The 19,028-nt window shown below is 40.6% G+C and carries 19 protein-coding genes; 1 reads left to right on the forward strand and 18 read right to left on the reverse strand.

The features are described from left to right. Positions 1–10: 10 nt before the first annotated feature. The 8 genes from BLO53_RS09570 to BLO53_RS09605 are packed head-to-tail and all read right to left on the reverse strand — an operon-like array spanning position 11 to position 8,801. Positions 11–2,245, reverse strand: coding sequence for a glycosyltransferase family 2 protein (locus BLO53_RS09570; RefSeq protein ID WP_092060917.1), 2,235 nt, complete (start codon positions 2,243–2,245; stop codon positions 11–13). Positions 2,246–2,257: 12 nt separating this feature from the next. Next, positions 2,258–2,494 carry a hypothetical protein gene (locus BLO53_RS09575; protein ID WP_143003230.1) on the reverse strand — a complete coding sequence of 79 codons (237 nt, stop codon included), beginning with the start codon at positions 2,492–2,494 and terminating at the stop codon, positions 2,258–2,260. Further along, entirely contained in the window at positions 2,463–2,927 is a 465-nt protein-coding gene (locus BLO53_RS09580) for a glycosyltransferase family A protein (RefSeq protein ID WP_092060922.1), read from the reverse strand. The genes BLO53_RS09575 and BLO53_RS09580 overlap by 32 nt, the downstream gene beginning before the upstream one ends. 18 nt (positions 2,928–2,945) lie before the next feature. Further along, positions 2,946–4,100 carry an FkbM family methyltransferase gene (locus tag BLO53_RS09585; protein WP_176757232.1) on the reverse strand — a complete coding sequence of 385 codons (1,155 nt, stop codon included), beginning with the start codon at positions 4,098–4,100 and terminating at the stop codon, positions 2,946–2,948. A gap of 1 nt (position 4,101) precedes the next feature. Continuing rightward, positions 4,102–5,154 (reverse strand): glycosyltransferase family 2 protein, encoded by a 1,053-nt coding sequence (locus BLO53_RS09590; protein ID WP_092060926.1) that lies wholly within the window; start codon positions 5,152–5,154, stop codon positions 4,102–4,104. Between the two features lie 24 nt (positions 5,155–5,178). Continuing rightward, positions 5,179–6,147 (reverse strand): glycosyltransferase family 8 protein, encoded by a 969-nt coding sequence (locus BLO53_RS09595; protein ID WP_092060928.1) that lies wholly within the window; start codon positions 6,145–6,147, stop codon positions 5,179–5,181. Between the two features lie 10 nt (positions 6,148–6,157). Beyond that, positions 6,158–7,114, reverse strand: coding sequence for a glycosyltransferase family 8 protein (locus BLO53_RS09600; RefSeq protein ID WP_092060930.1), 957 nt, complete (start codon positions 7,112–7,114; stop codon positions 6,158–6,160). Between the two features lie 13 nt (positions 7,115–7,127). Further along, positions 7,128–8,801 carry a glycosyltransferase family 2 protein gene (locus BLO53_RS09605; RefSeq protein WP_092060932.1) on the reverse strand — a complete coding sequence of 558 codons (1,674 nt, stop codon included), beginning with the start codon at positions 8,799–8,801 and terminating at the stop codon, positions 7,128–7,130. A 92-nt stretch (positions 8,802–8,893) separates the two neighbouring features. Here BLO53_RS09605 and BLO53_RS09610 point away from each other — a divergent pair, with 92 nt between their 5' ends. Then, positions 8,894–10,060 carry a glycosyltransferase family protein gene (locus tag BLO53_RS09610; RefSeq protein ID WP_176757233.1) on the forward strand — a complete coding sequence of 389 codons (1,167 nt, stop codon included), beginning with the start codon at positions 8,894–8,896 and terminating at the stop codon, positions 10,058–10,060. Positions 10,061–10,162: 102 nt separating this feature from the next. Here the strand turns inward: BLO53_RS09610 and BLO53_RS09615 are convergent, their stop codons facing one another. The 10 genes from BLO53_RS09615 to fliW form a co-directional block, all read right to left on the reverse strand. Then, positions 10,163–10,987 carry a flagellin N-terminal helical domain-containing protein gene (locus tag BLO53_RS09615; RefSeq protein WP_092060936.1) on the reverse strand — a complete coding sequence of 275 codons (825 nt, stop codon included), beginning with the start codon at positions 10,985–10,987 and terminating at the stop codon, positions 10,163–10,165. A gap of 288 nt (positions 10,988–11,275) precedes the next feature. Continuing rightward, a complete protein-coding gene (locus BLO53_RS09620) occupies positions 11,276–12,142 on the reverse strand; it encodes a flagellin N-terminal helical domain-containing protein (protein ID WP_092060938.1) in 867 nt (288 codons plus the stop codon). Positions 12,143–12,446: 304 nt separating this feature from the next. Further along, on the reverse strand, positions 12,447–12,926 hold the full coding sequence (locus BLO53_RS09625; RefSeq protein WP_092060940.1) for a hypothetical protein: 480 nt from the start codon (positions 12,924–12,926) through the stop codon (positions 12,447–12,449). Between the two features lie 23 nt (positions 12,927–12,949). Continuing rightward, the gene (fliS, locus tag BLO53_RS09630; RefSeq protein ID WP_092060990.1) at positions 12,950–13,342 is read right to left on the reverse strand and encodes a flagellar export chaperone FliS; all 393 of its coding nucleotides are present in this window, start codon (positions 13,340–13,342) and stop codon (positions 12,950–12,952) included. Between the two features lie 102 nt (positions 13,343–13,444). Continuing rightward, a complete protein-coding gene (fliD, locus tag BLO53_RS09635; protein WP_092060942.1) occupies positions 13,445–14,998 on the reverse strand; it encodes a flagellar filament capping protein FliD in 1,554 nt (517 codons plus the stop codon). A gap of 186 nt (positions 14,999–15,184) precedes the next feature. Next, positions 15,185–15,664: a flagellar protein FlaG gene (locus BLO53_RS09640; protein WP_092060944.1), complete on the reverse strand. Its 480-nt coding sequence runs from the start codon at positions 15,662–15,664 to the stop codon at positions 15,185–15,187. A 199-nt stretch (positions 15,665–15,863) separates the two neighbouring features. Then, the gene (locus tag BLO53_RS09645; protein WP_092060947.1) at positions 15,864–17,192 is read right to left on the reverse strand and encodes a glycosyltransferase family protein; all 1,329 of its coding nucleotides are present in this window, start codon (positions 17,190–17,192) and stop codon (positions 15,864–15,866) included. Positions 17,193–17,299: 107 nt separating this feature from the next. Next, complete coding sequence (locus tag BLO53_RS09650) at positions 17,300–17,629, reverse strand: hypothetical protein (RefSeq protein ID WP_143003231.1); 330 nt, start codon at positions 17,627–17,629, stop codon at positions 17,300–17,302. A gap of 427 nt (positions 17,630–18,056) precedes the next feature. Further along, complete coding sequence (gene csrA, locus BLO53_RS09655) at positions 18,057–18,272, reverse strand: carbon storage regulator CsrA (protein WP_026488690.1); 216 nt, start codon at positions 18,270–18,272, stop codon at positions 18,057–18,059. 49 nt (positions 18,273–18,321) lie between these two features. Then, positions 18,322–18,780: a flagellar assembly protein FliW gene (gene fliW, locus BLO53_RS09660; protein ID WP_026488689.1), complete on the reverse strand. Its 459-nt coding sequence runs from the start codon at positions 18,778–18,780 to the stop codon at positions 18,322–18,324. Positions 18,781–19,028: the final 248 nt, after the last annotated feature.

Raw genomic sequence — 19,028 nt, forward strand, 5'->3', positions numbered from 1 at the left:
CTAAAAAAAATTATCCCAGATACTGAGCCACCAGATCAAACTCCTCAAGTTTCATAGGAAGTTCACTGACGCTCTTAAAAACTTTGACACAGGAAATAGTAAATCTTCTGGCATCATCATTTTCTTCTACGCCATACAAGTCAGCATTTGGATACATGAAATGTATTCTTCCAAGCATATTTCCGCAGCCGCAGCCTACATAAACAATGCTAAAGCTATCATCCCTCTTGTAGCCCTTTTTTTCTATCTCATTGATATATTTAAGCTCATTCACGCTTAAAACCGCGTATTTTGAAGAGTCAAAGCCCCACTTATCCACAAGATATTCACGGTGCTGTGCAAAAAGCTCCCTTAAGTCATTTCTCTTTATAAAGCTCTGGCTTCCCGCATGATAAATAAACGCGTTATGGCATACCATAAGCTTATATCCTTTTTCTCTGATCCTAAGGCTAAGGTCATCATCTTCAAGGAATCCCGGAGTAAATGCCGGATCGAAGCCCCCTACTTTATCATAAGCTTCTCTTTTTAAGAACATAGCAAAACCACAAAGTTTACTCTGTTCCTCAAGAGGATTATCCATAGGAACATTATTGGATGCCCCAAATTCCACATACTGCTCAGGAGCATCAAATCTCACATCCAGAAGCTGATCTCCCTCTGAATAGTTCTGAACCGCGCCCACAGCACCGATTTCCTCCGATGAATATAGTGCCATCCTCAACCAGAACAATGCATTTGCAGGAACTCTTGTATCGTTGTTTAGGTAAAAGACATCGTACCCTTCAGGGAGATACTCGCAGGCCGCATTATTTCCAACCGAAAATCCCAAATTCTCCTCATTAAGAATGATCAGAGCCTCGTCGTGGTCATTCCCCCACTGAGCAAGCCATTCACTGGTGCCATCCTTGGAACCATTCTCAAATACTACCAGTAAATATGCATCAGGATTACAGTTGGTATATATGCTCTCTATGCATCTTTGCAGGTAATAAGTGTTGTTGTAGGACAGTATGATAAAAGCAGCCTTATTGACCGCTACATTTCCGGATTCTTTCAAGCCATTCTTTTTCCCGGTAATACGCTCTTTCTCTGATGTATCCTCGCATAGATACTCAGCATTTTCATAACACAAGAAAGCCTGATTGATGTTCTTATCCTTCAGATCATCCCCAAGCTTCTCGTAAATCTTATAAGTGTCCTTATCAAGGTATTTGAGCCTGTCCTCTGGAATAACATCAGCTGACATAGAAAAGCCGCCGCTTACGTTATTGGCTCTTGCTGCATTTGGATCATCTGCCCAAACCTCCTTGTAGCCTTCCTTATACTCCATCTGGGCAGCCTGCAGCATCTGCTTGGGAGTAAGCTTTTCCTGATAATAGGGATTGTCAAAAAGATTGGCATTATCCTCCCTGACTTCGTGGCCCTTTTCAAAAGATATAGCATCAAAGTCCTGAGCCAGCCAGGTAAAATCCCTGTCACATATGGTATCAATAGAAAAGAAATTGCCTCCCTGCCTGAAGGAATGCCACTCTCTGAGCTTGTATACATTCTGAAATCTAAGAGCCACATAAGTTCCATAAGTTTCAAATTCGCTAAAGGATGAATCCTGTATTTTCTCATCGGGAATAGCATTTATAATCTTTTCCCAGAACTTTGTTCCTTCAATTGCGTCATTTTTCTCTATATCCTGGATAAGACTACGCATAATGTCTGTTCGGAAAAGCATATGTTCGGAGATAAAGGATCTCTCAATAACTTTGCCAAATCCCGGAAGAATCTTTCCCATGGTTTCAAAGTACTCAGCGTGGTACTCATGCTTCATATCAAGATAGGGTTTTCCTGACTCTTTCTGGAACATGCTTATTTTTTTGCAGGGAATCGTATCCCCGTCCCAAACCATGTAATACTCATCTTCGCATAAAAAAGCATACTGCATCTTAAGGAACTGCTGATAATACCAGCCTGTAATTCCTCTTGGAAGCTCACGCCCTGCCAGAATATGCTCCATGCGCTTTTTTATCAACGCATGAACATCATCAAATGGAATAATGTCACTTTCATTAATCCATTCAACTTTTCCGTTTAGTTCAGGCACACGGTCAAGGACTTCCCCTACTCCTTCACCGCTGACAAAGCAGACAGGTCCATACTTGATATTACGGACTAGCCTTGGGTAGAGTCTTAGAAGTCTTTCTGCATCCTTTGGAGTTATAACTATTAGTGTTCTAAAGCTTATGCCATCCATTATGTGCCTCTTTCAGATAGTAATCTTTTTCATGAACCAGGTGTTTTTGAAGATAACTTCATTTCTTTCTTTTTCATCAAGGTTAAGCGTTGGCCAGTCATTTATTAGTGCCAGTCCGCTCTCCGAAGTCTCACCATTATAGGTGCTGTATATCCCTTCTTTTAACAGCATGTGGAAAAAACACATTTCCATCCATCTGTTTCCAACCATGGCTCTGTCATCCAAAGTCCACTTCCACAGCCTCGTCACAGGGCTCTCCCCATCCGACTCTGAAAAATCCCTTATTGGGATAGTCTGCATTTTGCTGAAGTCCAACACCTATGGTGGCGTAAATGGCTTCCTTTTTCTCCATGTGGGACATGCAGTTTTCAAACCATCGTTTTCCCGGGATTGTATCATCATCGAAAACAGCAACATACGGGCAGGTCGCCACCTCATTGGCGTAGACAAACCTTCCCCATACACCCACGTTTTCACTGCAAATGCGAATGGCTGTGAATCTCTTTTTTATCTCTTCCTCGAGCTCTATGGTATAAATCCCATTGGAAATATGATCCTGGAAAAGAAATATCTCTTTAGGCTTTATTGTCTGGTTTTCGACTGCTTCCAATTGCCTCAGAAGCATCTCCGGCCTCTTGTATAGAGTCAGTACAACCGATATATCCCCTTTACCTTCCATCATCCATTCCTTTCACTTTTTTCAAGCTTTAAAAAGCATTATGTCCAACTGAAAATCAAAGTTTTCATAATACGTAATGTCTTGCATAGGGTGTATCTTGTCACCACCTTCCTGCATAATTAAAAAGGAAGTATACATTTCAAATAATAGCTCTTTGAATTCGTCCCATCTTCCGGTTTCCCTGTAAAGTTTGGGAGAATACTCAAAGATAATCGGAACATTTATACTGCTTAAAGTCTTCCTGGCGCCCTTAAAAAATGCAGGTTCAAAGCCTTCCACATCAATCCATACCCATTTAATCCTGTTTATATCGATTCCGTTTTCTTCCACATATTCATCAAATGGGATAGTTTCTACTTCCTCAACAGATACATCCGTCTCCCATCCGGAGATCAGGCCGCTTCCACCGGGGTTTGTGGCGCTATATTCAAATTTGCAGATAGCCCTCTCATCTGAAACTGCATATTTGGCAAGAGTTAACTCATCGTCGTTTATGTCGTTCAAAATAGCATTTACTCTATACAGCTTATGATTCATTCTCGCCGGTTCAAATGCCAGTATTTTCACGGAATTATCCAGTTTCTTTTTAAAATAAATAGAAGTGGTTCCAATATTTGCACCTATGTCACAGAACAAATCCTGTTTATCCGAAAAAGAAAAGTACTTATTACCAAGCTCATAAAAAGCATCTATGCTATCTTTTGAGAAATTTTCTTTCTTGTTGTACATTTCAACCATGATGGTGTCATCGCTGGCGATATTTACATAGGAAAGATCTTCTACTGTTACAAGGGCATATTCACCCATTATATTGGACTCATACTTCATTTTTACTTTCTTGTATTTCATCATTTCAAGATATTCATCCAGAAAATAACCTCTGACTTTTTCAAAGTCATCACATATGATTTCATCCAGTGACAGGAAAATCAGCTTATCAGATGTTAATCCTAAACGGGACAAAACACCTTTAATTTTTTCAAAGTCACGCTCCACAATAGTGACAACAGCATAATCATAGCCGCTATAATCACCAATAGTTGTAAGGTCTACACCGTCCTGTCCATCAAGGGTAAACAGCTCGCATAATTCAATTGCATCTGCCTTAAAAACATAATCCAGATTATCCGGTCCATTTTTATACGTATCAACAAATACCAGTTTTAATTTATCCATATTACTCACCACCATTTAGTTTATTGTTCCAGATTATTGCGCAACCATCACAGTAGGTCTGAAAGTTTTCAAGTTCTATTCCCTTCTCTAATACCGAATGAAACTTATTGGTTGAAGTAAATCTTTCATGAAGAGGTTTTATCCACTCCATTGTCAGATAGAATATAGCGGTCTTTACGTTAATATCGAGGTCATTAGTTCTGACATAGGTTAAAGCCATCTCGGAAAGGTGCATCTCGTACATATGCTGGTCGCATTCAATCCCAAGTTTTTCCATGTCCAGTAAAAAGATTTCCCTAAGCCAGTAAGCATCAATTGATTTAGGCTTTCCTTGTGACGTTGCAGATATTCCATTGTAATTTCTTCTGTACATATACGCTGGGTAGTCCAGTATGCAGGACTTCTTAAATCTTGGAGCTATCAGATATGCATATATGCCGTCCTCAAACCAATAGCTTTCAGGAAAAGCAACATTATCAAATAATTCTGATCTAAATATCTTTCCACACATGAAACCTTCTGCCGTTTCTGAAGACAGCTCCTGTATCTTCCCTGTAAATCCGCTGTAATCCGGCTCATCATCATCTAAATCAAATCTAAGAATTCCTCCACCTACAATGTCAGCATGCTTTTCTTCCGCAATTTCAATGAGTCTTTCTAAACAATCAGGAAGTATGTAATCATCCGAGTCAAGGAAAAAAATGTACTTTGCATCCACGTACATAAGTCCTGTGTTCCTGGCTCCGGAAAACCCTCTGTTCTCCTGATGCACTATGATTACATTCTCATTGTCACCATAGCCATCAAGGATATTCCCTGTAGAATCAGTGGAGCCATCGTCAACAGCAATTATCTGAATGTTTCTTGTGGTATCCTGTTCAAGAACCGATCTAATGGCCTTCTCAACGTAGTTTTCAACGTTATAGCAAGGTATAACTACAGCGACATCGTATTTATCTTTTTTAATAACTCTATCCACAACGCATGAAATATCGCGCTTTGGATTTATGTGATTTAAAAACATCCTGGATAGTTCAAGCTGTTCAGGTGTCATCCTATGCTCCTTACCTATCACACATTATTTATCCTCTACAAATCCTGTAAGGCCATTTATCTTGTCCATTATTTTTCCAAGGGTTTTCTGCTGGCCGCTTACAGCATCCGCAAGTCCCTTAATATACTCTTCGACAGTTTTATCTCTCAGGGCACTGTCTTTAAATTCCACTAACAGACTGTCATAAAAAGGTGTTCTTTTGGCATAATCCCACCAAAGTCTTTCTATATCAAAGTGGAAATTCCCGTTATCCCAGGGCTTTGCTCCGGCAAAGTGGATAATAGCCGTTTCCTCTTTTACCTCTTCATAGGTTATCTGAGCGTTGTGTGCAACTCTGGCAAAAAGGTCGTACACCATGCAATCAACATAGGCTACCTTCTTCCAGTGAACCCAGTTCAGGATATCCTGATCTGGGGCTTCCATCTTGTAGTCCCAGGCATCTATAGCATCAAGATAAGTCTGGAAGGAGTATTTTTTTCGCATCTCTTTAATGTTAAGAAGCATTACTCCTGCGTTGAAATATCTATATCCCTGTGCGTAAGCCTCCCTAAACATCTCATTGTGCTTGGGCCCATAGCTATCCGGTGTGTTCAGGCCACTTTTATCATCACAGGCTATTATTTCTGCCCCTTCAAATTCGGCATGGTACAGATCAGATAGAGATTTATTGATGACCATATCTCCGTCAAGATAGAGAATCCTGTCAATAGTCTGCGGAAGGAGTTCCAACATCATGAGCCTGTAATAAGTCTCGATACTCCACTGTGAATTGTAGGGGAGTCTGTCGCTGAATTTCTTTCTGTCTACAGATAAAGAGTGGGCCTCTACATCATATTCAGAAAGAGCATTTCTGATCTCCTCCATATCTTTATTTGTAAGCTCACTGTTTAAAAGATATGCATCTACATGCTCATTTTCATTAATTCCAAGTGAAACCAGCATGGTTACTGTATATGGGATATATTTCCTGTTTAGAGCGGTGATAATATTCATAGTAATCCTCTTACTTCACTCCAAATCTTGAAAGAATCTGCATTACTTCATCTATAGCCTTGGCATATTCTTTATTTTCATTACATAGCCTTATAGCTTCGTTTTCCAGGTATGGATTTGTCAAAGCACATTCCACAAAGTTTTCTAAAAGTTCCTTGTATACCGGAGTAAGAGCCGCACAGTCCCACCAGAAGCGCTCAATCTCATAATGTGTATTGTCAAAATTCCAGGGCTTTGCTCCGGCAAAATGAATTATCTTGTTTTTCTCTTTTACCTTTTCGTATCTCCAGCCGGCGTTATAAGCCATCTTGGCAAAAAGATCATATTCTTCCCAGTTCATGTATTTCACTTTGTCATGGTGAACATAGTTAAGAATGTCCTGATCCGGAGCAGACATTTTATAGTCCCACTTTTCCATGGCATCAAGATAAGTCTGGAAGGTATATTTGCCGCGCATCTGGGCAATATTCATAAGGAGAACGCTGGAATTAAAATAGGGAAACTCTTCTCCATATAACGGAAGAAGCATCTCTTTAACCTTATCTTTATAAGTATCAAGAGTATTGGTATTATTTGAGTCATAGCAGGCCCTTAGATCTGCCCCCTCAAAATCTTCTTCATACAGCTCTTGAAGCGAACCATGGACAATAACGTCCACATCAAGATAAAAGACCTTGTCCACATGCTCCGGCAGTTTATCCGGAAGAAGAAGCCTATAGTATATCTCAGGGCTCCAATCCACTGTTACGGGGAGATTAAGGTTACTAATCTCCTCTGAAACATCTATCGGGGTAACATCAACACCGTATTTTTGCAGCGCGGATGAAAGCTTCTCTATATCTTCTTTTTCCAATTCACTGTGCATTATAAAAACATCATTATGCCCCGGATTACTTTCGCAAAATGACGTAAGCATAACTATGGCGTAGTTTACATATTTTTTGTTAAAAGAAGCTGCCACATTCATTAAATATCAGCCCTCATTTCTTAATAGAATCGATATTGTACTTCTTTCTGTCTTCCCCAAACTCTTTATCAATTACATCAAGCGCAGCAACTACCTTCTTTCTGTGCTCAGGATTGTCATTAAAAAGAAGCCCCTGGGATGTCTGATAATAGTCGTAAAGCGGTTTCTTCATAAATCCAACTTTGAAATCCCTGACGATTCTGAGAGTCATTTCCCAGTCCTCAAAAGAAAACAGGCTCTCATCAAAAAGCCCTGATTTTTCAAAGCATTCTTTTTTTATCATCATTGACGGACCGGTAATGAAATTCCAGGGTAAAAGAGCTGGGAAAATGTAGCCGTCTTTTTTGACATCCGGAATATTTCTTGAAGGCATTATGATCACATCGCTTCCCCTATTTTCCAGCCTGTTGATGTGGTTTATGGTCTCATGATAGGTCATGCCGATTTCTCTGTCTCTATCCTGAAGAAATCTAACCTGGTCTTCTATTTTCTCGAGTCTGCACAGATCATCGTCATCCTGGAATGTGATGTAATAGCCTTTGGCATTTTTCACGCCTACATTTCTTGAAGCGGCAAGACCCATATTTTGAGGATTCTTAAAATACTTAACTCTCTCATCTGTGAACCTCTTTACCGCTTCTTCCGTATTATCCGAAGATCCGTCATCAACTACCACAATCTCAAATCTCTGATAGGTCTCGTATAGGATATTATTTATGGCTCTTGGCAGTTCTTTTGCCCTGTTATAGGTGTCTATTATTACTGTGACCAGCCCATTCTGATAAAGAGTATCGTGAAGCTCAGCATCAGATGAAAACTGACGGCTAAGATAGGTTAAAAGTTCCCTGTCATGCTGGCTAAAGGTAAATATGTACTGGTTCTCAATCCACTTTGGGGCGATTTTAAGGCATGCATACTGAAGAGCCTGAAATACCGATAATGAGAATTCATTGTTAATGTCCAGGGCTTTGGCAAGCTTAATGGTATTTAAGTAGTATTTTTCTATAAAGTGAGCAATGATTATTTCTCCATACTCATTCATGATCTCCGGAACTTCGCTAAGCATTTCAAAGAGAGCAGTCTGAAGCTGCATGTTATCAGCTATTCTCTTGTTAGCTTCAAGAGATGGCATATTATCTTCAAATCTGCAATAGCCATTCTCCGGGATAAAACACACAGAATATGCCATGAGTAAAAGAGGATATACAAAGACAGACTCGTCAGAAAATGCCTCTTCTGACAGTTCCTGCCCATAATCCATGAGAAACTCCCTTTTGAAGGCGTGGCAAAAGATTCTCTCATCAACAGTTTTTTTACCTAAAAAGCTCTTCCTACTGTCAGAATCAGCAAAATAATAGATACTTGCATTCTTAGTATCAAAAGGCTCATCTATGAATAGTTCAAAATCATTAAGGGCATTTGTCAGATTAAAAGAAAACATGTCCGGAGTATCGGATAATTGCTGACACAAAGTGTCTATAGCATCAAAAAGATGTGAATTTACTTCATCTCCGGAATTAATGAATAAAACATAGTCACCTGTGCTTTCAGGCAAAGCCTTCCCTGCATCTTTTTCAATTAAAATTTCGGTTTCTCCCAAGTATTTCTCCTGCGTTTCAAGGCTTTTCCTGGTTCTTTCAATATGCTCAGTTGTGTTTTTATCTATAATGATCGCAGTTATTTTCATAGCATCTCCAATTAGAATCCCTAGGTATATTATATCAAAGATAAACGTTTTATCGTATAATAATTATAATGATGACTAGGGAGGGAACCAGTTTGAACATAGTTTTTTTCAGATACAAGAATATATGTGAACCTGATTACATTGAAGCTTTTAAAAAGCTTGGAATAAATGTTATTGAGGTGTTTCTTGATTCTCTTGGTGCCACCGATCTGGAGTCTCAGGCTGCCGCCGTGGATTCACAGATCCGTGCTGCCACTCCCATGTTTGTATTCACAATTAACTTTTTCCCGTATATCTCAATTGTCTGCGAACATCTTAATGTTAAGTATGTAAGCGTCAGCGTCACTTGCCCCATGATGGAAATCTTCAATAAGACCATTAGAAATTCCTGTAATAGAGTATTTCTATTTGATAAAGAGCAGTATCTGTCTGTTAGGGATGAAAACCCGGAAGGAATATTTCATCTGGCTCTTGGAGCAGCTGTGGAAAGGCTTGATGCTGCCACTCAGAATGCGGTCGACTTTAAATATGATGTTTCTTTTGTTGGATCTTTGTATAACGAAAAAGACCCTTTCGTTAATCTTCAGATTTCCGATGAAGAAAAGATTCGCTATGAAGAGCTTATGAAAAATCAGATGGAAAGCTCTATTTGCGGCCAAAATCTCCTGGAAGGAGAAATAGGCGATGAAGACGTGGTTCAGATAAAGCTTTCTGCAGACGACTTTTACCCTTCTGATCTGAGCGTTTTTAACCTGGACAAATTTGTCGCCATCAATAATTATTTAAGTCCCCACATGACTTATCTTGAAAGAGTCCTGATTATGAACAGGCTTGGAGGAAGCTTCGGCGAAAAGATTCATCTTTTTACAAACTCGGATGTTTCAGCCATCAGAAATATATCCTGCCACGGGCCGGTTAACACAATTACTGAGATGCCTTTGGTTTTCAGACAGAGCAGGATCAACCTGAATATCAGTACCAGATCAATAAAGACCGGTATTCCTCAAAGAGTGTGGGATGTCCTTGGAATCGGCGGATTCTTACTTACGAACTATCAGGAGGAGCTTAATGATTATTTCAGAATAGGAGAAGATTTAGAAGTATACAATTCTCACGATGAGTTAATAGAGAAAATCGATTATTATCTGCACCATGAAGATAAGCGGCTTGAGATAGCAGCTAAAGGTTACCAGACAGTAAACGCTTCTAATTCTACTCTTAACCGCGTAATCGAAATCATAAAGTTAATTGCCAATTAAAAAACATATTTTTACTCAGAAAAAGGGCCCCGGAAAACCGGGACCCTTTTAGGTAGTTGCAATGTTTCAAACAGATGTTTTAAACATTTATAGCAGATATTATTAGCCGAGAAGTGAAAGAACACCCTGGTTAGACTGATTAGCCTGTGCCAGCATAGACTGACCTGCCTGTGCAAGGATGTTGTTATTTGAATACTTAACCATCTCGGTAGCCATATCTGTATCACGGATAAGTGATTCAGCACTCTGAGTATTCTCAACAACGTTATCAAGGTTCTTGATAGTATGCTCAAGTCTGTTCTGGATAGCACCAAGATCAGATCTCTGCTTAGATACTGACTCAAGAGCTGACTTGATATTTGTGATTGCAGATTTAGCCACATCGTGTGAGCTTACCTGTACGTTATTTGCCTGTACACCAATCTTAGATGCGCTCATACTCTTAATGCAAACCTGAATCTGGTTCTGAGAATCTGTCTCAGATCCAACCTGAAGCTCTTTTCCTGTGAAGGAACCGTTAAGGAGCTGCTGGTTGTTGAATTCTGTAGCAGTTGCAGTACGTGTGATCTCAGTTGAAAGAGCATCCAACTCTGACTTGATGTAGCTACGGTCAGAAGATGTAAGAGTGTCGTTAGCTGCCTTTGTAGCAAGCTCGTTCATTCTCTGAAGCATATCATGTACTTCGTTTAATGCACCTTCAGCTGTCTGTACTACAGAGATACCGTCCTGAGCGTTAGCAGAAGCCTGTGTAAGACCCTTAACCTGACGTCTCATTTTTTCTGAAATAGCAAGACCTGCTGCATCATCTGCTGCTCTGTTGATCTTGTAACCAGATGACAGTTTCTCACTTGACTTAGCCTGTATACCAGTTGTGATACCAAGCTGTCTGTTTGAATTCATCGCTGTAATGTTGTGTTGTACTACCATAATTTTTATCCTCCTTGATAAATACGGCTGCTTCCATGCAGCTCGTTTGCTTTGTTTAGGAAATGTTTTCAGTGCTGGCCTAAAAACATTTCATTTGTTTTACACCTTTATTATCGACTATAATTCTAAAAACTTTAGCCCTAAATTTATTAATAAAATATAAATTATTAAGAGCGCTTTTTATGATATAGGAATTTCGGAGAAATTTCCTCTCATAAAAAAGGCGGCAGCTGTAAGCCACCGCCTTTTTGCTTATGGATTTTTATCGCTTTATCTGCATTAACTTTATTACTGAAGGAGTGAAAGAACACCCTGGTTAGTCTGGTTGGCCTGTGCCAGCATTGACTGACCTGCCTGAGCGAGGATGTTGTTGTTAGAATATCTAACCATCTCCTCCGCCATATCTGTATCACGGATCTGAGATTCAGCAGCCTGAGTATTCTCAACTACGTTGTCGAGGTTCTTGATTGTATGCTCAAGTCTGTTCTGAATAGCACCGAGGTCAGATCTCTGTTTTGAAATAGATATAAGGGCCTGCTTAATGTTCTCGATGGAGTGCTTGGCCTGTGAGTGTGACATTACACTGATCTGATCCTTGTCAACAGTTCCGATACCATCATCAGTTTCCTTAAATACAGCACCTACGCCGATACTTGTTGCGGAAAGTTTTACGATACAGATCTCAATCTGGTTTCTGCTATCAGTTTCTGAACCAACCTGAAGCTCTTTGGCTGTGAATGTTCCATCAAGAAGATGCTGGTTGTTGAATTCTGTTGATCCGGCTGTTCTTGTGATCTCATCGGAAAGCTGTGTGATTTCCTGCTGGATATAAGAACGATCCTGTGTTGTAAGTGTATCATTGGCAGCCTTAACAGCAAGCTCGTTCATACGTTGTAACATGTCATGAACTTCGTTGAGCGCACCTTCAGCAGTCTGAACTACTGAAATACCATCCTGAGCATTCGCAGAAGCCTGTGTAAGACCTCTTACCTGTCTTCTCATTTTTTCGGAAATCGCAAGACCAGCAGCATCATCGGCCGCTCTATTGATTCTGTAACCAGAAGAGAGTTTCTCTGAAGATTTAGCCTGGATATCAGTTGTGATACCGAGCTGTCTGTTGGCGTTCATCGCAGTAATGTTGTGTTGTACTACCATATTCAATTCCTCCATGACCGGGGCCCGCTTCCCTGCTGCCTTTCCATCTTATTTTTTATTGTGCAGACCTTTGCGGAGTCCCTTCCATGGCTGCTTGTTTTTCTCTTTTCACTATGAATATCGGCACTTAATTTCATAACTTAACCCTTTTTGAAACTTTTTTTTAAATTTTTTCTACAATTTGAAATTTATTTTAAAAAAATTGCATTTTGCTATTAAGTTTTGAAAAAAATTGCCGATATAGGCGCAAAAGAAGCATAAAAACAGCACCGCCGAAAGCAGTGCTGTTTTCTATATTATTCACTCAATTTTGTTTGTCCAAAAACTGTGGCGGAATATCCTTAAAATTATTCATTGTCTGATAGTAATTAAAGGCCGCCGCCGATGCCTGCCTTCCAGCGTTCATCTTCTGTCTTGCTGCTGAGAAGAACTGCTCAGCCAGGCGCTTGTTTCTATGTTCCGAGGCTTCTATAGAAGCGCTCTTGCCAGTTATTTCTTCTATTAACTTCTGCATTCGTTTGATCTGATCTTTATAGAGGTCTTTGTTTGCTCCAACTTCCTCTTTTACCCTGTCAAACAAGGACTGGAAGCCATCGTCCAAAAGCGTTAGCTCATCGATAAGCTTAGCTTTTTCATCGAGGCAGGCATCAAATTCTGGTTCCCTTTCTTCGTCCATGCTTGAGAGGATTTCTTTTTGCTTGTCGTTTTCCTCTTCAAGTTTAGAGAGAATGCTGATCTTCTTAATAAGACTTTCTTCTAGCATATCCAGACTTGCTGCTACCATGGTTCCTCCTCTTTTACCAATTATCACGCATCCTTAACGTAAACGTGATTGGCTTTCATGACTTCAATCCAGTTATCTCTTATTGCGTGCATGTGCTTGTTGACTTCGGCTATGATTTCTTTGTCTTTAGAAATGTTGGCCTCAACAAGTCTCCTTGCAATATAAGAATACATGTTTTCGAAATCCTGTGCAACTGCGTACTTCATATCGAGCGTATTGCGAAGGTATTCGATGATCCTCTCTACCTTTATTATATTGTCGTGGGCCTTCTGGATATCTTTTTTCTCAATTGCAAAATCCGCAATATTGAGGAATTTTATAGCTCCGTCATAGAGCATCAATGTGAGCTCCGGGCCTGAAGCTGACATAACCTTAGTGTTCTTATACTGTGCATAAGCATTTTGCTGTGCAGTCATTACTGGCATAATTGTACGCTCCCTCGTTTATTATTATTGTCCTTCTGTTATGACACATGTACTAATGAATACACGCATCAGGTATTTTCGTCAGGCCACTGATCAGCCGCTGCCTCCGCCAAAGAAACTTGATAGCGAACCGCTTGCTGAATTAACCTTGGCAAGGGCTGTCTCCATTTTGGAGAACTGCTTGTAATACTTATCCTGCGCTGCCTCGTAGGCCTTCTGGGCCGTTGATATCTTGGTGTTATAGGCACTGTACTGAGAAGCCATAAGCTTGTCTTCGTAAATGGTAAAAGAACTGCTGTACTCGGTACCTTTCATGAGATCTGAAAGTTTACCATAGAGGTTCTTGGCAAGTGTAGAGAAGAAATCCTGTACCATCTGTGGATCAGAAGAGATAAATCCTGAAAGAAGATCTGTATTTCCACTTGTGGTTGTGTCATCTTTGTCCCCATCGATGTGGAGAACCTCTCTCTCGTTTTCTTCTGTTCCAAAGTAGCTTCCTGTGGATATTCCAAAGCTTGCAAGTGACATTTTCTGAGTTGTGCCATCCTTGAGCTTAACATCTATTGAAGAATTCATGATGTCTCTCATGGCTGTTCTAAGAGTTCCTACTGTGTCGTCCTTAGCAAGTAGTCCTGTCTTTATCTTATCTTCCCAGGCTTCTACTTCCTTGTCGCTCATGGCATCTTTTTCATCGTCAGTTAGCATCTTATATTTCTTGGCTGCATCAGCGTTGTAGACTGTAGCAAGCTCTTTTACCAGGTCGTTGTACTCTTTTACCAGGTTCTTGATATTGTCCATGATGCCGCTGGTATCCTGCTTGGTTGTCATGGTGATGTCGTCAGCCACCTGATTTGCAGTGATTGTAAGGCCGTTGATCTCGAAGGTGTTTGAATTTGACTCAAAGGTCTCACCGTTAAGTATGATCTTGGCATTTTCGCCAGCTATGTAGTTGGAGCCATCCTCTTTTTTGGCAAGTCCAAGTGCTGTCATTGCCTCAGATTCTACCAGATCAAAAGAGTTATCTGCTCCTGCTTCCTTGGAAGAAACAAAGAATCTTCCGTTGTTCTCGTCATAGTTAAAGTTCAGAGATTGGCCAGATGCTGTCTTGGCATTTCTAAGTTTTGAAAGGACAGTATCAATGCTGTCGCCTGCTGCAACGTCAACTGATAAGGTCTCTCTATTATCCTCAGCTCCGTCTGCAGGAGCTTTTCCAACCTTGAAGCTAAGTGTTCCGCTTGTGATACCGAGTTGCTCCATAGTTGTGGATTTTGTAGCCTTTGTAGCATCAGCCCCTTCGCCTACCTTAACTTCTTTTCCTGTAAGGTATGCGGACTTGGCAAGGCTCTTGATATCAAGATCCTGTGCTGAATCCATTGCGCCATCGCCTGTTACAACAGTTGCTGCGCTTGTATTTGATACTGTGGTTGTTTTCTTGGTGTAGGCTGTTGAAAATCTCATGCTGCTGAGTGCACCGTTATAAAAAGAAACAACCTTCTTATTTAGTTCTTTCCACTTATCCTGCTTCCAGGTGAGCTTTTTCTGATCACTTACAGCAGTGTCCCATTTGGTTTTCTTGGTACTTGTAAGAGCAGTGATGATGCTCTCAGTATCAAGACCTGAATTCATTCCTGTTATTCTGATAGGCATAAGCTTTCTCCTTTCTCAATCCGTGAGCGTGTTACATTGACGTCCTTGTCTTGTTGCAGATGGGGATTTTTTGCCGCATATAAACAGTCCTGCGCGTTAACGGTGCATGTACAGAGTACATAACAACATCTTTTTTGTCTATTGATATTTACTGCGCAGTTGTTCATATGAACATAGCGTGAATCATCAGCGCTTCTCGTCCACCATAAGTCCTGCAATTTCCCATACTTTGGCTATCATGTCCAAGGTCTCATCTGGTGGGAATTCCTTGATGACTTTCTTGGTCTCTTTGTCCACCATCTTGATGGTCACACGATTTGTCTTTTCATGAATTCCAAAAACAGCTTCCGCTGAGGACTTGGCATTCTTGGTCATCTCAGAGATAGCCTGTTTAACCTTGGCATTGTCAGCCTGAATCTGCTCCTCTGTCTCTGCCATCTTGGTCTGAGCCTGAGTGTAAGCCTGCGCTCCATTCTGGGCATCACCACCTGAGCCAGAAGAATTATCTGTGGCTTCTACTTTTAGTTCAATTGACTGAGAGCTAGCACTAGCCTCATGATTTACAATCTCTGACTGAGACTGGCTCTGCTCCTGTACTTGTGTTCTTACCTGCGGCTGAGTCTGCTGAATAAGCGGGCTAAAGCCGTTAATTGCTTCGATTCCCATAATCCTATACCTCCATGTCAGAATCAGGAATGCTCCTTAATTTATATGTTGCGCATTTGTTTTGTTTTAAATCTATGTAATGAAAAGTGTGGAAAATTAGGCAACCCACAGTCTTTCTTATCACATATATCGGATATGGGGAGGTAATGTTTATAGGTGAGATGATAAAAAAATGAAGATTTAAGAAAAATTTTAGAATTTACACCTGCAAAATCTCTGGCAAAAGTTTGGTATATGCAAAATTCTCCAGTACTTTCTTTTGGCCGGCAGCCGCAATAGCTTTGCGTTCATCGTCATGCTCCAGGTAATAGGCAGTCTTTTCAATCATATCTTCCGGAGTGTAGGCAATAACAAGATCCTGGCCATCCACAAAGTACTCCGCAATCTCCTCCTGATAATTTGTCAAAAGAAATCCACCAGCCGCAAGGATATCCACAACGCGAAGAGGAACCCCAGACAGAATAGACCTTAAGGTGATGTTAAGGTTTATCTTGCTGCGGCGGAATACTCTAGGCATCTTGGTTGTATAATCTGCAACTCCAAGATTGCAGACACCAGGTATCTCTTTTGCCCCTGGAGTTGTGTAAAGAACTGTCTCAAAGCGCTTGCCCATTTCAGCGAGGATGTGGTGGCGCTCATTTACTGTAACTTTCTTGCGAAGAATGTCACGAATAACGTTATCGTAGTTGGTATCGTACTTGCCAGTGTTTTCGAACTTGATATATTCCCTTAGCTGCCTTACGTGCTCATCAGAAAAAATCGCATCTTCCGTAAAAAAGTCTGCACCAAAGACCCGCTCCTGAGCTGCGATAACTGCATCAACGTAACCTTTTAGATATGACGGAAGATAATTGACCTGATCATAGAAATTGTATTCGTTGTCATAAAGACTTCCAAGAAAGCACACTTCATGCTCGTAGATTATTCGGCCATCGGTCTCTGCATCAAGGTCGTGGCATAGCTGTGAAAGGCGTTCTGCGTTGACTGCCAGTGGACTGTAGTGGAATGTCTGGGTGCCAATTTGTGCTGCGGTGTCATTGGCAAGCCGTGAGTTCTTGGCCGCCATCTGGACATAAAGGCGCTTATCAAAAAGATATATGTGATTCACCGGATTAGTGGTGGTGTGAGAATCAAGAGTGTAATGCGGGCAGTCAAAAACCCAGGAAATGTATGGAATCTGGAGTTTCTGGCAAATTTCGGAGATATTTGGAAAGTAGTCAAAGCTAAAAACCAGGTCGTATATAAGTCTATGCATATGCCCAGTGCTCACAGATTCTCCATCACTTATCGAATTGGCATTTCCTATAATTGCAGATTCCACCATACTCTTGGCATCGGCAGTTTCTTCACTCTCTGCTTGCAAGTTTATCCCTGTGATTTTCTCGTAAAATGCCCTCTCTATCTCGGGTGTCAGGTCATACCCCTCCATCTTGAGCTTAATGGTATCAACCTGGTGGCCCAGACGCTCCATGGCGTCACGGCAGTCTTTTCCATTAAATTCATCCCAGTCATAATAAAGAATTCGCATTTGATCTCCTATAATCACTTATATTTATCATTATAACGTAAAAGCCGATACACTTTCCAGTGTACCGGCCTTATCTTAATCCTATTTAACAACTATAAATGAAAATGTCATGCCTGCTTAAGCTGAAGTCCTCTGATATCTTCAGAATTCTTCTGAATGGCACGTTTCATTACTGAAATATCAGCAATAGCGTTTTCAAACTCTTCAGTCTTGTCCATATAACGCTTAGAAGTATCAAGATAACACTGCTCAATTGTATTGAGCCTTGGTATAACATTGTTCTCAAGCATATCAACTTTAATAACTGTGACATCATGCTCCAATGTATCTAGACGTGATTCGACTCCGTCCAAACGTGATTCGACTCCGTCCAAACGTGATTCGACTCCATCCAAACGTGATTCGACTCCGTCCAAACGTGATTCGACTCCATCCAAACGTGATTCGACTCCCTTTAGATTCTTTTTTAATAAATCTTCTATTGCTAAAATATCCTCATTTGTTAAAAGCATATTTTTTCCTCCATATTACTCTTTAAGAGGACCCCGTCTTGTATTTCTATGTTATCACACTAACAGTGTCATGTCATTTGTAACAAATTAACAACAATTTACCTTACAAAAATGTCAACCTTATTGCGAAACTACATAAGCTTTATACAACTTGTGCAATCGAGTAGGCTGACTCCTACTCGATTTCGCACACGAACATTCCGCACTTAGTGCTCCATGTTCTTACGACCGGCAAATGAATTTGTATGCAAGCATCCATTCGCTTGCCGGTCTTGTGCTACAAAAAACAGGTGCCAAAATGATCTGGCACCTGTTTAACATCTTTTTCCGAATATATCTTACACATGACTTTTTACAGCAGTTTTTTGAGTTCCTCGATTCCTGAAACATCAGTAGCCTGCTTGTTCTCGTTCTGAATCTGGATGTAAACTTCTTTACGGTAGATCGGAATCTCTTTTGGTGCGGCGATTCCGAGTTTGATCTGGTCACCCCTAATGTCCAGAACTGTGATCTCGATGTTGTTGTTGATTACAATTGCCTCATTCTTTTTTCTTGATAATGCTAACATTTGCCTTCTCCCTCCATGGTTTTGCTAGTCTTGTTTGTCAGTGCCCGGATTATGAATTTGCTTCTTTGTTTTTCTGCAAGATATCATAAATTGGGAACTTTACTGGATAGTCATCATTATCGATAATGGTCTGGGCTGCCTTTCTCTCTTTTACATTAATAATAAAAGGCCCCATGAGATTAACAGTCATCTGCTTCAGGTCGTGAGGCACGGTAACTGTAACCAGCACCAGAAGGTCGTCGTTCTGAAGATCCCCTACATCCTCAGTGATGCTAACATCTACCTCAGGCTTGTAATCAGGACACACAATAAGCGGATCCATTACCGGCATTGCGAACGTAGGCTCGTCAATGGATTGAAGCCACTTGATAGTGTCAGTTCCTTTCTCCTCATCGTACATAAGAGTAAATTTCTTGAGGTCAGGAAATCCGATTATTCCATTAGGAAAAGAAATTATCTTGCTATCATCAATTTCTACTTCGCCAAAGATTCTAGTTGTTAATTTCATTGCTTAACCTCCATGATTGATAATGATACCCATTACATAATTAATTATATACGCTATTTCGACATAATTCCACAAAATGTTTATACCTCAGCATTACATTTGATGATTTCGGATTGCTCCTCTTCGTTCTCGCAATCCTGCAAGCATTCGGAAATCGCCATTCTCACTTTGTTCGTCCGGCTTTTTTCCTCATGCTTGTTCGGTCTTCAAGGTCATATGTTGCTTCGTGCTAGCACGGCAACATATGA

Source organism: Butyrivibrio sp. INlla14 (assembly GCF_900102515.1).
In the GTDB taxonomy this organism is placed as follows: Bacteria; Bacillota; Clostridia; order Lachnospirales; family Lachnospiraceae; genus Butyrivibrio.

Coding starts and splice junctions, on each gene's coding strand:
- BLO53_RS09625 (WP_092060940.1), bottom strand. CDS start 12,926: ATGGTAGCAGCAAGTCTGGATATGCTAGAAGAAAGTCTTATTAAGAAG.
- BLO53_RS09615 (WP_092060936.1), bottom strand. CDS start 10,987: ATGGTAGTACAACACAACATTACAGCGATGAATTCAAACAGACAGCTT.
- BLO53_RS09585 (WP_176757232.1), bottom strand. CDS start 4,100: ATGGATAAATTAAAACTGGTATTTGTTGATACGTATAAAAATGGACCG.
- csrA (WP_026488690.1), bottom strand. CDS start 18,272: ATGTTAGCATTATCAAGAAAAAAGAATGAGGCAATTGTAATCAACAAC.
- BLO53_RS09620 (WP_092060938.1), bottom strand. CDS start 12,142: ATGGTAGTACAACACAACATTACTGCGATGAACGCCAACAGACAGCTC.
- fliW (WP_026488689.1), bottom strand. CDS start 18,780: ATGAAATTAACAACTAGAATCTTTGGCGAAGTAGAAATTGATGATAGC.
- fliS (WP_092060990.1), bottom strand. CDS start 13,342: ATGACTGCACAGCAAAATGCTTATGCACAGTATAAGAACACTAAGGTT.
- BLO53_RS09605 (WP_092060932.1), bottom strand. CDS start 8,801: ATGAAAATAACTGCGATCATTATAGATAAAAACACAACTGAGCATATT.
- BLO53_RS09590 (WP_092060926.1), bottom strand. CDS start 5,154: ATGACACCTGAACAGCTTGAACTATCCAGGATGTTTTTAAATCACATA.
- BLO53_RS09595 (WP_092060928.1), bottom strand. CDS start 6,147: ATGAATATTATCACCGCTCTAAACAGGAAATATATCCCATATACAGTA.
- BLO53_RS09570 (WP_092060917.1), bottom strand. CDS start 2,245: ATGGATGGCATAAGCTTTAGAACACTAATAGTTATAACTCCAAAGGAT.
- BLO53_RS09645 (WP_092060947.1), bottom strand. CDS start 17,192: ATGCGAATTCTTTATTATGACTGGGATGAATTTAATGGAAAAGACTGC.
- BLO53_RS09640 (WP_092060944.1), bottom strand. CDS start 15,664: ATGGGAATCGAAGCAATTAACGGCTTTAGCCCGCTTATTCAGCAGACT.
- BLO53_RS09600 (WP_092060930.1), bottom strand. CDS start 7,114: ATGAATGTGGCAGCTTCTTTTAACAAAAAATATGTAAACTACGCCATA.
- fliD (WP_092060942.1), bottom strand. CDS start 14,998: ATGCCTATCAGAATAACAGGAATGAATTCAGGTCTTGATACTGAGAGC.
- BLO53_RS09580 (WP_092060922.1), bottom strand. CDS start 2,927: ATGATGGAAGGTAAAGGGGATATATCGGTTGTACTGACTCTATACAAG.